The organism is Streptomyces sp. NPDC050388 (assembly GCF_040655635.1).
Taxonomy (GTDB): Bacteria; Actinomycetota; Actinomycetes; order Streptomycetales; family Streptomycetaceae; genus Streptomyces.
Genome location: NZ_JBFAKH010000037.1, coordinates 15,293 through 30,198, shown reverse-complemented (window position 1 = coordinate 30,198; position 14,906 = coordinate 15,293). Strand labels below are relative to the sequence as shown.

Below are 14,906 nucleotides of genomic sequence, written 5' to 3'. Positions count from 1 at the left end.
TGTCAGGCTCCGTAGGGCGGTTCAATCGGAAGAACGGGAGAATCCGGGCACCCGGAGGCGTGGAGGCGCCCCGGGCCGGCGCACGCCGACGACGTGCGCCCGGATCGCTACGGGGAGGGCCGCTTGGCGCCGAGCAGTACGGTGTCGCGACCGTCCTCCTCGGCGAGCAGGACCTTGACCGTCTCCCGCAACGACGTGGGGAGGTTCTTGCCGACGTAGTCGGCACGGATGGGCAGTTCGCGGTGGCCGCGGTCGACGAGGACGGCGAGCTGCACCGCACGGGGGCGCCCGATGTCGTTCAGCGCGTCGAGGGCGGCGCGGATGGTGCGCCCGGAGAAGAGCACGTCGTCGACGAGGACGACCAGGCGGCCGTCGATGCCGTCACCGGGGATCTCGGTGCGGGCCAGCGCGCGCGGCGGGTGCATGCGCAGGTCGTCGCGGTACATGGTGATGTCGAGCGAGCCGACCGGGACCTTGCGTTCGGTGACCTGCTCGAGCTTGGCGGCGAGCCGCTGGGCGAGGAAGACGCCCCGGGTCGGGATGCCGAGGAGAACCACGTCGTCGGCGCCCTTGGCGCGCTCGACGATCTCGTGGGCGATGCGGGTCAGTACCCGCGCGATGTCGGGGCCCTCGAGAACGGGCCGCGCATCGACGTGCGTGTCCATGTGAACGGACCTCCTTCTCCGCCTCACGGGACGGACTTTAAAGGACGTCGGAATTGCGCCGCCCACGTTATCAGGTCGGCAGCGACACCCCTGTTCACTCCTTCGCCCGCCGCCCCCTCACCCCCCTGGCGCAACCGGTCCGGCGTAGCACGGAAGAGTCGGTGTGGACCATTCGGCTTGACGGGCGAGAGTAACTCTGCGTAACCTCACAGTGAGTTACCAGCCGCGCGGCCTGGAAACATGCCAGCCGCGTCGACACAGTGCCGGGGAGCTATATGTCCAGCGAATACGCCAAACAGCTCGGGGCCAAGCTCCGAGCGATCCGCACCCAGCAGGGCCTTTCCCTCCACGGCGTCGAGGAGAAGTCCCAGGGCCGCTGGAAGGCGGTCGTGGTCGGTTCGTACGAGCGCGGCGACCGCGCCGTGACCGTGCAGCGTCTTGCCGAACTGGCGGACTTCTACGGCGTTCCGGTGCAGGAGCTCCTTCCCGGCACCACTCCGGGCGGAGCCGCCGAGCCGCCGCCCAAGCTGGTCCTCGACCTGGAGCGGCTGGCCACGGTGCCGCCGGAGAAGGCGGGCCCGCTGCAGCGGTACGCGGCGACGATCCAGTCCCAGCGCGGCGACTACAACGGCAAGGTGCTCTCGATCCGTCAGGACGACCTGCGCACCCTCTCCGTGATCTACGACCAGTCCCCCTCGGTTCTCACCGAGCAGCTGATCAGCTGGGGCGTCCTGGACGCGGACGCGCGCCGTGCGGTCGCCTCGCACGACGAGGGCTGATCACGGAGCGCTCCGAGGGTTGAGCAGAAACGTACCGCCGGGGTGGCCCGAACCTGTGAGGTTCGGGCAACCCCGGCGGTCTTCGTCCGGCCGACCCGTCATCCCCGTCGTCCGCCCCGTCCCCCCACCGGGGCCCGGGGCACCGAGTACGCCGGAGGGCCCGCAGCGGTCGTGCTGCGGGCCCTCCGGCGTGTCTGTGCCGACGCGGGTACCTGCCGGGCGCCTGTACCGGTCCCTGTCCCGGTGGCGGCGCCCGCTCAGATCTCGTCGCGGCGCAGCGAGGGCTTGAGTTCCTTGAGCCGGCCGAGGAGGCCGTTGATGAACGAGGGCGACTCGTCCGTGGAGAACTCCTTCGCCAGCTGCACCATCTCGTCGAGGACGACGGCGTCCGGGGTCTCGTCGACCCAGATCAGCTCGTACGCGCCGAGACGCAGGAGGTTGCGGTCGACGACCGGCATCCGGTCCAGCGTCCAGCCGACCGAGTACTGGGCGATCAGTTCGTCGATGCGCGTCGCGTGCTCCGCGTAGCCCTCGACCAGTTGCATCGTGTACTCGCTCACCGGCGGCTGCCGGGTGTCGGAGTGGGAATGCCGGACCCAGTCCGCGAGGACCGTCAGAACGTCGGCGCCGCGCTGGTCACCCTCGAAGAGGATCTGGAAGGCGCGCTTGCGGGCCGTGTTGCGGGCAGCCACGGTTAGCTGGTCACCCGGCCGAGGTAGTCGCTGGTGCGCGTGTCGACCTTGATCTTCTCACCGGTGGTGATGAAGAGGGGGACCTGGATCTGGTGACCGGTCTCCAGCGTGGCCGGCTTGTTGCCGCCGGTGGAGCGGTCGCCCTGGACGCCCGGCTCGGTCTCGGCGACGGTCAGCTCGACGGCGGCCGGCAGCTCGACGAAGAGCACCTCGCCCTCGTGCTGGGCCACGGTGGCCTCGAAACCCTCGACGAGGAAGTGGGCGGCGTCACCGACGACCTTGCGGTCGATGTGCATCTGGTCGTAGGTCTCCATGTCCATGAAGACGAAGTAGTCGCCGTCCATGTAGGAGAACTGCATGTCCCGCTTGTCGACGGTGGCCGTGTCGACCTTCACGCCGGCGTTGAAGGTCTTGTCGACGGTCTTGCCGGAGAGCACGTTCTTGAGCTTGGTACGCACAAAGGCCGGGCCCTTGCCGGGCTTGACGTGCTGGAACTCGACTACGGACCAGAGCTGGCCGCCTTCGAGCTTGAGCACCATGCCGTTCTTGAGGTCGTTCGTGGAAGCCACGTTGCGGAATCTCCTGGACTGACGTGAGACGACCCGGGGCCGGCACTCGGCGCGAGGCTAGAGCGCCAGCAGCTCCTTGGTCGTGATGGTGAGTAGCTCGGGTCCGCCGTCCGCCTCGGGGCGTACGACGAGCGTGTCATCGATCCGGACACCGCCCCGGCCCGGGAGGTGAACCCCTGGTTCGACGGTGACCGGCACACAAGCGTCCAGTTTACCCATGGCCGCCGGGGTCATCTGCGGGTCCTCGTCGATTTCGAGTCCGACTCCGTGTCCGGTGACGTCCGGAAGGGCCTCGGCGTACCCGGCCCCGTTCAGCACCTGACGGGCCGCGCGGTCCACGTCACGGCAGGCGGCGCCGGGTACGAGGGACTCCCGTCCGGCCCGCTGAGCGGCGAAGACGAGGTCGTACAGCTCGATCTGCCAGTCCGCGGGGGTGGTGCCGATGACGAACGTACGGCCGATCGCACAGCGGTAACCGCGGTAGGCGGCGCCGAGACAGACGGAGAGGAAGTCGCCCTCCTCCACCCGCCGGTCCGTGGGCCGGTGACCGGGCCGCCCGGAGTTCGGGCCGGTGGCGACGGCGGTGGCGAAGGCGGGGCCGTCGGCACCGTGGTCGACCAGCCGGCGCTCCAGCTCCAGCGCGAGATGCCGCTCGGTACGGCCGACGAGGATCGACTCCAGCAGCTCGCCCAGGGCCTGGTCGGCGATCTCCGCGCCGATGCGCAGGCAGGAGATCTCCTCCTCGTCCTTGACCACCCGGAGCTGCTCGACCGCCGCTCCGACATCGGCCAGACGCAGCCCGGGAGCGGCCGAGCCGAGGGCGCGGTGCCGGGTCACGGTGAGGTGGTGCTCCTCGACGGCCAGGGAGTCGGCGCCCTGGGCGGCGGCGAGACCGGCGGCCAGGGCGGCCGGGTCGCCGCCGGCCCTCGGCACGACGTGAACACGCAGCGCCTCGTCGGGCCGGGTCTGCGGGAAGCGGTCGTCGAGGGGCGCGGCGCACACCAGCAGGTCCTCGGCCGGGCCCAGCAGCAGCACGGTGTCCTCGGGAACGGCGCCCGCGAGATAGCGGACATTGGCGGGCCGGGACACCAGCGCCGCCGCGCTGCCGCCCGCGTTGCAGCACTCTCTCAGCCGCGTCCGGCGGACCGCGTACACCTCAGACATGACCCGAGCCTATGAGCGATGGCCGGATACCGCCGGTCGAGAGGTCCGAGTGGGCGGGCCGGCCCGGGGGCGGCGGCGCCGTGGGCGGGATTCACCAGGCCGGAGGGCTGGCGATGGACCGGGCCAGGACGTCGTCCAGGATCGCGGCCGTCTCCGGTATGCCGAGCTGGGAGTTGTCGATGATCGGGAGGCCCGAGCCGTACCAGCCGGCCATGCGGCCGTGGATGCGGGCGACCTCCTCGTCGCCGAGGCGGCGGTTGCCGGACCGCTCCGCGTTGCGTTCCAGGACGACGTCCAGGCCCGGCAGCAGGACGACGGGCAGCAGGCCCGGCCCCACATGCCGTTTCCAGCCGCCGAGGCCGACGACGGGGCGATCGGGGAAGACGGCGTCGTCGAGGATGCAGGAGATGCCGTTGGCGAGGAAGTTGCGCGCGGCGAAGCCACAGGTGCGGCGGGCCAGCCGGTACTGCGCCTCCGAGTGGTCGTTCCACCCGGTCTGCGGGTCGGCGAAGCCCGACCGCACCCACTCCCGTACGTCGTCCAGGCTGATGTGCGCGGTCGGCACCCGGCGGTGGTCCGCCCAGTACTTGGCGACACTGGTCTTCCCCGCTCCCGCCGGGCCTATGAGCAGCACCGCGAGGGTCGTACCGGCCGGGTCGGGGGCCGCGGGGGCCTGCGGGGCGCTGGGCACGGCCACGGGGCCGCCGGGCGGCAGCGGCACATGACCGGTGGCGTCCGGTGGCGGAACCGAGGGATGTCCGGTCTGCGGAACGCCTGCGGGGCGGGGCGCCGGCCCGGGCGGGGGCGCGGGGTACCCCTGAGCCGGAGGGGCCGGAGGGGCCGAAGGTGGTGGGGGCACCTGGGCGGGCCCCTGGTGCGCTCCCGGGTGGTGTGCGGCCGGTGACCAGCCGTCGGCCGGTCCGTGCCCCGGTCGGTGGGGCGGCGGCAGCGGAGAACCCACTGCGTGCTGCATCCGGTGCCACTCCGTCTCGGTCTGCTGGGCGCGGTTCACTCGCCACAGGCGACAAGCACTGAAGGCAGGGTGGGTCCCCGCTCTCCCCCACCCTAGAGCGTCGGGGTGGCTGTTCGAACGATACGGCCCACTGCCGTTGTCGGATGAACGGTCGGGGGCGTCCCCGAGTGCCCCGATCGCCGGGCCGAACGTCCCGTCGATCGGGGCCGGGGTCTGCTCCGGGTCTGCTCCGAGGGCTACTCCCCCACTTCTCCGTAAGCGGCGAGCAGCACCGCCGGGTCCGGGCCCTCCAGCACGGTGGGCCGGGCGAGACCGTCGAGGACGATGAAGCGCAGCAGGTCGCCGCGGGACTTCTTGTCGACCTTCATGGTCTCCAGCAGCTTGGGCCACTGGTCGTAGCGGTAGTGCAGGGGCAGCCCCACCGACTCGAGGACGGCGCGGTGCCGGTCGGCGGTGGCGTCGTCCAGACGGCCGGCGAGTCGGCCGAGCTCGGCAGCGAAGTGCATGCCCACCGACACCGCCGCGCCGTGGCGCCACTTGTAGCGCTCGTTCTTCTCGATGGCGTGACCGAGGGTGTGCCCGTAGTTGAGGATCTCCCGGCGGCCCGCCTCCTTCAGGTCGGAGGAGACGACCTCGGCCTTGACCCGGATCGAGCGCTCGATGAGCTCGGCGGTGTGCGGGCCCGCCGGGGTGCGGGCTGCCTGGGGGTCGGCCTCGATGAGGTCCAGGATCACCGGGTCGGCGATGAAGCCGGCCTTGATGACCTCCGCCAGTCCGGAGACGTAGTCGTTGACCTGGAGGGAGTCCAGGGCGGCGAGGTCGCACAGCACACCGGCGGGCGGGTGGAAGGCGCCCACCAGGTTCTTGCCCTCGGCGGTGTTGATGCCCGTCTTGCCCCCGACGGCCGCGTCCACCATGGCCAGCACCGTGGTCGGGACCGCGATCCAGCGCACCCCACGCAGCCAGGTCGCGGCCACGAAACCGGCCAGGTCGGTGCTGGCGCCGCCGCCCACGCCGACGATGACGTCGGTGCGGGTGAACCCGGACTGGCCGAGCGCCTTCCAGCAGTACGCGGCGACCTCGGCCGTCTTGGCCTCCTCCGCATTGGGCACCTGGATGGCGATGGCCTCGTAGCCCTGCTCGGCGAGGTCGGCGCGGAGCACGTCGCCGGTCTCGGCGAGCGCCTCGGGGTGCACGATCGCAACCCGCTTGGCCTTGTCCCCGATCAACCCGCCGAGCTCGCCCAGGAGCTGACGGCCCACCAGGACCTCGTACGGGTCGGTGCCCGCGGTGCCGCCGACGTGGATCCGCGTCACTGCCTCGCTGCTCATGCTTGCTTCATCTCCAGTGCGTCCAGGGCGGAGCGGGTGACTTCTTCCGGCGTGCGGCCGTCCGTGGCCACGACGGCCGTCGCGGCCTCCTCGTACAGATGGCGCCGGGCCTCCATCAGCTCGCGCCACTGCTTGCGCGGATTGACCGCGAGCAGGGGGCGGGCGGCGTTGAGCCCGGTGCGCTTGACCGCCTCCTCGACGTCCATCGACAGATAGACGACCCGCCCCCCGGCGAGCAGCGCGCGCGTGTCGGCGTCGAGGACGGCGCCGCCGCCCAGGGCCAGGACGCCCTCGTGCTCGGCGAGCGCGGTGCGCACCGCCTGCTTCTCGAGCGCGCGGAAGGCGGACTCGCCCTCGTCCACGAAGATCTCGGCGATGCTGCGGCCCTGCGCCGCGACGATGTCGTCGTCGGTGTCCCGGTAGCCGACGCCCAGCCGCTCGGCCAGCAGCCGCCCGACGGTGGACTTGCCCACGCCCATCGGGCCCACCAGCACGATCAGCGGGGTCACCGGACGGCCAGGTTCTCGAGGTAGGACGTCACGTTGCGGCGGGTCTCGGTGACGCTGTCGCCGCCGAACTTCTCCGCGACCGCGTCCGCGAGGACCAGTGCCACCATGGCCTCGGCGACGATGCCGGCCGCCGGCACGGCGCACACGTCGGAGCGCTGGTGGTGGGCGGCGGCCTCCTCGCCGGTGGCGACGTCCACCGTCTTCAGCGCCCGCGGCACGGTCGCGATGGGCTTCATCGCGGCCCGCACCCGCAGCAGTTCACCGGTGGTCAGGCCGCCCTCGGTGCCGCCGGAGCGGCCCGAGGCGCGCCGGATGCCCTCGTCGGTGGGGACGATCTCGTCGTGCGCCTTGGAACCGGGCACCCGGGCCAGGTCGAAGCCGTCGCCGACCTCGACGCCCTTGATCGCCTGGATGCCCATGAGGGCGGCGGCCAGCCGGGCGTCGAGGCGCCGGTCCCAGTGCACGTGCGAGCCCAGCCCGACGGGGACGCCGTACGCCAGCACCTCGACCACGCCGCCGAGGGTGTCGCCGTCCTTGTGGGCCTGGTCGATCTCGGCGACCATCGCCTCCGAGGCGCCCGCGTCCAGGCAGCGCACCGGGTCCGCGTCCAGCTTCTCCACGTCGGCCGGGGTCGGGTACACCCCGTAGGGCGCCTTGGCGGCGGCCAGCTCCACCACGTGGGAGACGATCTCGATGCCGGCCGTCTCCTTCAGGTACGACCGGGCCACCGCGCCCAGTGCCACGCGGGCCGCGGTCTCGCGCGCGGAGGCCCGCTCCAGGATCGGCCGGGCCTCGTCGAAGCCGTACTTCTGCATGCCGGCGAGGTCCGCGTGGCCGGGGCGCGGGCGGGTCAACGGGGCGTTGCGGGCGAGGCCGGCCAGGACCTCGGGGTCGACCGGGTCGGCCGCCATGACCTGCTCCCACTTCGGCCACTCGGTGTTGCCCACCATGACCGCGACCGGGGAACCGAGGGTGAGGCCGTGCCGGACGCCGCCGAGGAAGGTGACCTCGTCCCGCTCGAACTTCATCCGGGCACCGCGACCGTAGCCCAGCCGCCGCCTCGCGAGATGGTCCGCCACCATGTCCGTGGTGATCGGTACGCCGGCGGGAAGACCCTCCAGCGTCGCGACGAGTGCGGGGCCGTGGGACTCCCCCGCGGTCAGCCAGCGCAACCTGCTCAACGGTGCTCCTCGGTGCTCGCGCCCTGGTACTGCTCTGCGCACGCGCGTCCTCGCGTACGGCTACGGCGCGACGGGGTGCGCGGCCCCGGCCCGCCGTTTCCGATCCTCCCACGTCCGGGCGGTGCATCCGGCCGCCGGTCCATCAGACGGACGGGCTGCGCAGGCGCCGGGGAATCGGGCCGGGCCTGTGCCCCGGGCTGCCGCTGCGTCCGCTGCGGCCGAACATGGGCTCCGAGGAGGCCGCCCCGCGTCCCTGCCCGTTTTCGGCCGCCTGCGGAACCGGGACGGGAGCCTATCGGGCCGCGAGAGCGCGCTCGCCTGCTTCTCGCATGACGGCCAGCGGGGCCGGGGCGCGTCCCGTCATCTGCTCGACCTGGAGCACCGCCTGGTGCACCAGCAGGTCGAGCCCACCGATCACGGCGCCGCCGTACGCCGACCAGCGGGTTGCGAGGGCGGTCGGCCAGGGGTCGTAGAGCACGTCGAAGAGGGCCGCGGGGCGTTCCGGTACGGCTCGGGCGAGGGTGTCGGTGACGCCCGCCGGGGTAGTGGCGATCACCAACGGAGCGTGCAGGGCCTGATCGGCGTCGTCCCAGTCGGCGATGCGCACCGCGACGCCGAGCCGCTCGGCCCACTGCCTCATCTCGGCGGCGCGGGCCGCGCTGCGGACGTAGACGGAGACCTCGCCCGTGCAGATCCGCGCCAGCGCGGCCAGCGCGGACGAGGCGGTGGCTCCGGCGCCGAGGACGGCCGCGGTGTCCACCTTCTCGATGCCGTGCTCGCGCAGGGCGGCGACCATGCCGGGGATGTCGGTGTTGTCACCGGTCCGGCGGCCGTCCTCGGCGAACACGACGGTGTTGACCGCGTCGACCGAGGCCGCGGTCCGGCTGATGCCGTCCAGCAACGGGATCACTGCCCGTTTCAACGGCATGGTCAGCGACAGCCCGGCCCACTCGCGTCCGAGCGTCTCGAAGAAGCCCGGCAGCGCCTGCTCGTCGACCTCGAAACGGTCGTACGTCCAGTCCCTCAGCCCCAGTTCCGCGTACGCGGCACGGTGCAGCACCGGGGAGAGGGAGTGGGCGATCGGGGAGCCGAGGACCGCGGCACGGCGGGGTGCGGTCATCAGTTCTTCCTCGACTCGTTCCACTTTTCGACCAGCTTCGCGTGCTCGGCGTTGGTCTTGGTGAACTCGCTGGTCTTGCCGTCGAGCGAGATGAAGTAGTACCAGCCGCCGTTCGTCGGGGCGAGCGCGCCCTTGATGGCGTCCTCGCCGGGGTTGCTGATCGGTCCGGGCGGCAGGCCCTTGTAGAAGTACGTGTTGTACGGGTTGTCGTAGTTCCTGAGCTCGCTGAGGCTCAGGTCTATCTTGCTCTGGTTCTTGACGTAGTTGTAGGTGGAGTCGAACTCCAGCATGCCGTTGGTCTCGGTGTTGCCCGGCTTGAGCCGGTTGTAAATGACCTCGGACATCTTGCGGAAGTCACTGTGGCTGGTGCCCTCGGCCTGGACGAGGCTCGCCACGGTGACCAGCTGCCACGGGTCCTCGAGACCGAGGCTCTCGGCCTTCTTCTCGACTCCGAGCTTCTCGTAGGTGGCGGTGGCCTGCTCGACCATGCCCTTCAGCACGTCCTCGGGCGTCTGCCCCTCGGACACGCCATAGCTGGAGGGGAACAGGAACCCTTCCAGGGGGTCCTTGACGTCCTCGTGGTTCACCGCCCAGTCGGGCAGGCCGAGCTTCTCCCAGTCATTCTTGGCGACCTTCGCGGTGGTCCCGTCCTCGACCTTGAGGCGTGTGTCGATGAGCTTGTAGATCTCGGCGTTGCGCTTGCCCTCGGCGATGATCAGGTTGCTGCGGCTCTTCGGGCTGAGCATGAGCTCGACGGCGGCGTCGGCCGACATCTCCTTCTCGAGCGTGTAGACGCCGTCCTGGATCGTGCCGCCGTTCGGGTTGCCCTGCTGAGCCGCAACGAAGGCGTCGACGCTCTTGACCACGCCTTCCTTCTTGAGTACCTGGCCGATGGCGTATCCGCCCGCCCCCTTGGGGATCGTGACGGTGACCTGCTCGCCGTTCCCGTCGCCCGCGAAGTCCGGGGCACTGCCGAAACGATCCTGGACGAACTGCCAGCCGAAGTAGCTCACACCGGCCAGACCGCCGCCGAGGACCAGCACCACCACGAGGCAGGCGGATCCGTTGCGCCGCTTCTTCTCCCTGACACCCTTCCCGCCCTTGCCCCGGCGCTCACCGCGACCGCGACGAGCGCCCGGATCGCCGTCACCGTCCTCGTCGTCATCGTCGGCGCCCGAGAAGAAGGCGTGTTCTCCCTGGTCGGGCCCGGGGTCCCAGTCGGTGTCCGGCTCCGGGTCCGCCTCCCGCTCCGGCCGCCGCTCGGGCTCGGTGTTCCGGTGAGCCGGGGGCTCCGGCGGCGGATAGGCCTCCGGTGTGCCGTAGTGGTCGGACTGCTGGGCGCCGTACGCACCGCCCTGCTGCCCGTACGGGTCCGTCGGATCGGCCGCCGCGTACGGGTCCTGCGGCTGGGCGCCGTTGTGCCAGCCGCCGGTGTCGTACGGCTGCTGGTCGGGATGCTGCATCTGCTGGGGGGCGTACTGCTGGTCGTACTGCTGCTGGTCGTACTGCTGCTGGTCGTACTGCTGCTGGTCGTACTGCTGCTGGTCGTGCTGCGGGTACTGCTGCTGGCCGTATCCGCCCTGCTCGGCGCTGCCCCAGTCGCCGTACTGCTGCTGCGGGTAATGCTGCGCTTGGCCCTCGTAGGGGGACTGCTGACCCGGCTGGGCCTGCTGGGCATGCTGCCCGGTCCACCCGCCGTCGCCGTACAACGGGTCGTCCGGGTGCCACGGTTCGGAGCCTTGGCCCCGGCCATACTCAGTCATCGATCCCCTAGAGCCGCGAGGCGGCGGTCGCGCGGCTGTGGGGGCGCCGGCACCCGTCCCGCCTCTCTCTGTGCGGTGGCTGTTCGAACGCCACCGCATCGCGCGGAACGTTACCGTACCGCGATCAGATGACCACTTCGACGCCCTCACCGGGTGGGTTGCCTGACACCCGTTCGGATTCGAGTGCCTGCTGGAGGATGATCACCGCGGCGGCCTGGTCGATGACGGAGCGTCCCTTCTTGGACTTCACGCCCGAGGCGCGCAGCCCCTGGCTCGCCGTCACCGTCGTCATGCGCTCGTCCACGAGCCGCACCGGCACCGGCGCGATCCGGCGGGCCAGCTCCTGGGTGAAGCCGCGGACCTTGGCCGCGGCGGGGCCCTCGCCCCCCTTGAGGGAGCGAGGGAGACCGACCACGACCTCGATCGGCTCATACTCCTCGACGAGCTGCCGAAGGCGCCGGTGAGCCGCCGGGACGTCCCGGCCGGGGACGGTCTCGACCGGGGTGGCGAGGATCCCGTCGGGGTCGCACGAGGCGACCCCGATACGGGCGTCCCCGACGTCGATCGCGAGTCGGCGCCCCCGGCGCATCGCGGGGCCGTCCCCGCCCGGCGTGGGGCCGGCCACGGGCCCGCTCACTTGGCCGTGTCCGCCACGAGCCGCTCGACGGCGTCGACGGCTTCACCGACGGCGGCCGGGTTCTGACCGCCGCCCTGAGCGACGTCCGGCTTGCCGCCGCCACCGCCGCCGAGGGTCTTGGCGGCCGTGCGGACCAGGTCACCGGCCTTGAGGCCGCGCTCGCGGGCGGCCTCGTTGGTGGCGATCACAGTGAGGGGCTTGCCGTTGTTGACCGTGAACAGGGCGACGACGGCGGCCCGGCCCCCCTGGATGCGGCCGCGTACGTCCAGAACCAGCTTGCGCAGGTCGTCGGCGCCGGTGCCGTCGGGGACCTGTCCGGTCACCAGGGCGACCCCGTGGACGTCCCTGGCGGACTCGGCGAGGCCGCCGGCGGCCTGGAGCACCTTCTCGGCGCGGAACTTCTCGATCTCCTTCTCGGCGTCCTTGAGCTTGCCGAGCATGGCGGAGACCTTCTCCGGGAGCTCCTCCGGGCGGCCCTTGATCAGCTCCTGGAGCTGGGCGACGACCGTGTGCTCGCGGGCGAGGAAGTTGTAGGCGTCCACGCCGACCAGGGCCTCGATGCGGCGCACGCCGGAGCCGATGGAGGACTCGCCGAGCAGCTTGACCAGGCCGAGCTGGGCGGTGTTGTGCACGTGGGTGCCGCCGCACAGCTCCTTGGAGAAGTCGCCGATGGTCACCACGCGCACGCGCTCGCCGTACTTCTCGCCGAACTCGGCGATGGCGCCCTGCTTCTTGGCCTCGTCGATCCCCATGACGTCGGCACGCACGTCGAGGTCGCGGGCGAGCACCTCGTTGATCTTCTGCTCGACGTCGGTCATCACGGCCGTCGGAACGGCGGACGGCGAGCCGAAGTCGAAGCGGAAGCGGCCGGGCTGGTTCTCGGAACCGGCCTGGGCGGCCGTCGGGCCGAGGGCGTCGCGCAGGGCCTGGTGGGTGAGGTGGGTGGCGGAGTGGGCACGGGCGATGGCCTTGCGGCGGCGGTCGTCGATGGAGGCGTGGGCCTTGGCGCCGACGGTCACCTCGCCGACCTGGACGACGCCCTTGTGGACGTACACGCCCGGGACCGGCTTCTGGCAGTCGCGGACCTCGATGACGGCACCGGAGTCGGCCTTGATCCGGCCGGTGTCGCCGATCTGGCCGCCGCCCTCGGCGTAGAACGGGGTGCGGTCGAGGACGATCTCCACCTCGTCGCCCTCGGTGGCGGCCGGTGAGGAGACGCCGTCGACGAGGATGCCCACGACGGTGGACTCGCCCTCGGTGTCGGTGTACCCGGTGAAGTCGGTGGCGCCGGCCCGGTCGGCGATCTCGCGGTAGGCGCCGAGGTCGGCGTGGCCGGTCTTCTTGGCCTGGGCGTCGGCCTTGGCCCGCTCCCGCTGCTCCTTCATCAGCCGTCGGAAGCCGTCCTCGTCCACGGACAGCCCCTGCTCGGCGGCCATCTCCAGGGTGAGGTCGATCGGGAAGCCCCAGGTGTCGTGGAGCAGGAAGGCCTTGTCGCCGGCCAGGACCGTGCCGCCGGACTGCTTGGTCTCGGTGACGGCGGTGTCGAGGATGTTGGTGCCGGCCTTCAGCGTCTTGAGGAAGGCGTTCTCCTCGGCGACGGCGACCTTCTCGATCCGCTCGCGGTCGGTGATCAGCTCGGGGTACTGCTGCCCCATCATCTCGATCACGACGTCGATGAGGTCCTTGACGACCGGGCCGGTGGCGCCGAGGAGGCGCATGTTGCGGATGGCGCGGCGCATGATGCGGCGCAGCACGTAGCCGCGCCCCTCGTTGCCGGGGGTGACCCCGTCACCGATGAGCATCACGGAGGTGCGCATGTGGTCGGTGACCACGCGCAGCGAGACGTCGGAGGCCTGGGCGTCGCCGTAGGCCACGCCCGTCAGCTCGGTGGCCTTCTTGATGACGGCCATGGAGGTGTCGATCTCGTACATGTTCTGCACGCCCTGCAGAATCATGGCGAGCCGCTCCAGGCCGAGGCCCGTGTCGATGTTCTGGCTCGGCAGGTCCCCGAGGATCTCGAAGTTGTCCTTGCCGATGCCCTCACCCCGCTCGTACTGCATGAAGACGAGGTTCCAGATCTCCACGTACCGCTCGTCGTTGACGGCGGGGCCGCCCTCGACGCCGAACTCGGGACCGCGGTCGTAGTTGATCTCGGAGCACGGGCCGCAGGGCCCGGGGACGCCCATGGACCAGTAGTTGTCCTTCATGCCCAGGCGCTGGATGCGCTCCTCGGGCACACCGACGACGTCGCGCCAGATCCGTTCGGCCTCGTCGTCGTCCTTGTAGACGGTGATCCACAGGCGCTCGGGGTCCAGGCCGTAGCCGCCCTGCTCCTGGGAGCTGGTGAGCAGCTCCCAGGCGAGCTTGATGGCGCCTTCCTTGAAGTAGTCGCCGAAGGAGAAGTTGCCGCACATCTGGAAGAAGGTGCCGTGCCGGGTGGTCTTGCCGACCTCTTCGATGTCCGGCGTGCGGACGCACTTCTGGACGCTGGTGGCGCGGTCGAAGGGCGGCTTGACCTCGCCCAGGAAGTAGGGCTTGAAGGGCACCATGCCGGCCGGGACGAGCAGCAGAGTCGGGTCGTCCGCGATGAGCGACGCCGAAGGGACGACGGTGTGTCCGCGCTCCTCGAAGAAGCTCAGCCAGCGGCGGCGGATCTCGGCCGACTCCATCAGTGGTCCTCATTCCGGTTGTACGGGTGCGTCAGGTACGTCGAGCCCTCGACGTACCGGGGGTTGCTCTTCGGGCTGTTTCGGTTCTCGATGGCGGCGTACCGGCGGGCCGCCGGGAGTTCCCGGTCGGCGGGGGTGTCGAGGCCGAGGGCGTCGCTCAGTTCGGCCTCGCGCCGGGCCATGTTGTCGCGGACCTCGAACGCGAAGTCCACTGCCCGGTCCTTGAGCCGGCCGCCGGCCTCGAGCGCCTTGTTCGCCGCGGTCACGGCGAGGTTCTCGGGGGTCAGCTGCTTCAGCTTGCGGTTGACCTTGGTGGTGGCCCACACCCCGGCGGCGACGCCGGTGCTGAACCAGAAGGTACGGCGGAACATCGCTGCGTCAGTCCTTCTTTCCCCGGGTGCGCCCCGCCCGCCGCATGCCCGGGACGGCGCGGCCCACGATCACGGTGGGTCCCGGTGTCCTGGCGGACGTGTCCTCCTTGCGGCCGCTGACGGCCCGGCGCACGCCGTAGCCGAAGGCGGCGACCTTGACCAGCGGGCCGCCGAAGGTGGAGGCGACGGTGGTCGACAGCGCGGAGGCGTTGGAGGTGACCTCCTGGACGTCGGAGGCGATCGCGTCGACCCGTTCGATCTGGGTCTGCGCGGAACGCACCGCCGAGGAGGCGTCCGCCAGCAGCGGGACGGCCTGGTCGGTCACGTCCGCCACGAGCTTGGTGGTCGCCCGGAGCGTCTGGGCCAGCCTCGCCAGTGCGACGGCGAGGAAGGAGACCAGGATCGCCCAGAACACGGCCACCAGGATTCCGGCCACCTCTCCACCGGACACTGTGCGCACCTGCTCCCTGAGAAACGTGCCTG

Annotated in this window: 15 protein-coding genes; 1 reads left to right on the top strand and 14 read right to left on the bottom strand. The window is 71.2% G+C overall.

All coding sequences use genetic code 11. The features are described from left to right. Positions 1-107: 107 nt before the first annotated feature. Positions 108-665 (bottom strand): bifunctional pyr operon transcriptional regulator/uracil phosphoribosyltransferase PyrR, encoded by a 558-nt coding sequence (gene pyrR / locus AB0I73_RS21915; protein ID WP_363039778.1) that lies wholly within the window; start codon positions 663-665, stop codon positions 108-110. A 275-nt stretch (positions 666-940) separates the two neighbouring features. Here pyrR and bldD point away from each other — a divergent pair, with 275 nt between their 5' ends. Next, positions 941-1,444, top strand: a complete 504-nt coding sequence (gene bldD, locus AB0I73_RS21910; RefSeq protein ID WP_109379456.1) for a transcriptional regulator BldD — start codon at positions 941-943, stop codon at positions 1,442-1,444. 257 nt (positions 1,445-1,701) lie between these two features. Here the strand turns inward: bldD and nusB are convergent, their stop codons facing one another. From nusB to AB0I73_RS21845, 13 genes are all read right to left on the bottom strand, one after another. Then, positions 1,702-2,136, bottom strand: a complete 435-nt coding sequence (nusB, locus tag AB0I73_RS21905) for a transcription antitermination factor NusB (protein ID WP_363039775.1) — start codon at positions 2,134-2,136, stop codon at positions 1,702-1,704. Between the two features lie 2 nt (positions 2,137-2,138). Further along, positions 2,139-2,705 (bottom strand): elongation factor P, encoded by a 567-nt coding sequence (gene efp, locus AB0I73_RS21900; RefSeq protein ID WP_109379458.1) that lies wholly within the window; start codon positions 2,703-2,705, stop codon positions 2,139-2,141. Between the two features lie 57 nt (positions 2,706-2,762). Then, a complete protein-coding gene (locus AB0I73_RS21895; protein WP_363039772.1) occupies positions 2,763-3,869 on the bottom strand; it encodes an aminopeptidase P family protein in 1,107 nt (368 codons plus the stop codon). Between the two features lie 91 nt (positions 3,870-3,960). Further along, the gene (locus tag AB0I73_RS21890) at positions 3,961-4,842 is read right to left on the bottom strand and encodes a Pro-rich N-terminal domain-containing protein (RefSeq protein WP_363039770.1); all 882 of its coding nucleotides are present in this window, start codon (positions 4,840-4,842) and stop codon (positions 3,961-3,963) included. A 236-nt stretch (positions 4,843-5,078) separates the two neighbouring features. Next, positions 5,079-6,173 carry a 3-dehydroquinate synthase gene (gene aroB / locus AB0I73_RS21885; protein WP_109379460.1) on the bottom strand — a complete coding sequence of 365 codons (1,095 nt, stop codon included), beginning with the start codon at positions 6,171-6,173 and terminating at the stop codon, positions 5,079-5,081. Beyond that, positions 6,170-6,652 (bottom strand): shikimate kinase, encoded by a 483-nt coding sequence (locus AB0I73_RS21880; protein WP_363039846.1) that lies wholly within the window; start codon positions 6,650-6,652, stop codon positions 6,170-6,172. The genes aroB and AB0I73_RS21880 overlap by 4 nt, the downstream gene beginning before the upstream one ends. Positions 6,653-6,678: 26 nt before the next feature. Further along, positions 6,679-7,863 (bottom strand): chorismate synthase, encoded by a 1,185-nt coding sequence (gene aroC / locus AB0I73_RS21875; RefSeq protein WP_109379462.1) that lies wholly within the window; start codon positions 7,861-7,863, stop codon positions 6,679-6,681. A 292-nt stretch (positions 7,864-8,155) separates the two neighbouring features. Next, positions 8,156-8,983, bottom strand: coding sequence for a shikimate dehydrogenase (locus tag AB0I73_RS21870; RefSeq protein WP_363039768.1), 828 nt, complete (start codon positions 8,981-8,983; stop codon positions 8,156-8,158). Continuing rightward, complete coding sequence (gene mltG, locus AB0I73_RS21865) at positions 8,983-10,746, bottom strand: endolytic transglycosylase MltG (RefSeq protein ID WP_363039766.1); 1,764 nt, start codon at positions 10,744-10,746, stop codon at positions 8,983-8,985. The genes AB0I73_RS21870 and mltG overlap by 1 nt, the downstream gene beginning before the upstream one ends. A gap of 124 nt (positions 10,747-10,870) precedes the next feature. Then, entirely contained in the window at positions 10,871-11,335 is a 465-nt protein-coding gene (gene ruvX / locus AB0I73_RS21860; protein WP_109379564.1) for a Holliday junction resolvase RuvX, read from the bottom strand. Positions 11,336-11,379: 44 nt separating this feature from the next. Then, complete coding sequence (gene alaS, locus AB0I73_RS21855; RefSeq protein WP_363039764.1) at positions 11,380-14,052, bottom strand: alanine--tRNA ligase; 2,673 nt, start codon at positions 14,050-14,052, stop codon at positions 11,380-11,382. After that, entirely contained in the window at positions 14,052-14,423 is a 372-nt protein-coding gene (locus AB0I73_RS21850) for a hypothetical protein (protein WP_363039762.1), read from the bottom strand. Before AB0I73_RS21850 ends, alaS begins: the two co-directional genes overlap by 1 nt. 7 nt (positions 14,424-14,430) lie before the next feature. Further along, on the bottom strand, positions 14,431-14,874 hold the full coding sequence (locus tag AB0I73_RS21845; protein WP_363039760.1) for a DUF948 domain-containing protein: 444 nt from the start codon (positions 14,872-14,874) through the stop codon (positions 14,431-14,433). Between the last annotated feature and the right edge of the window lie 32 nt (positions 14,875-14,906).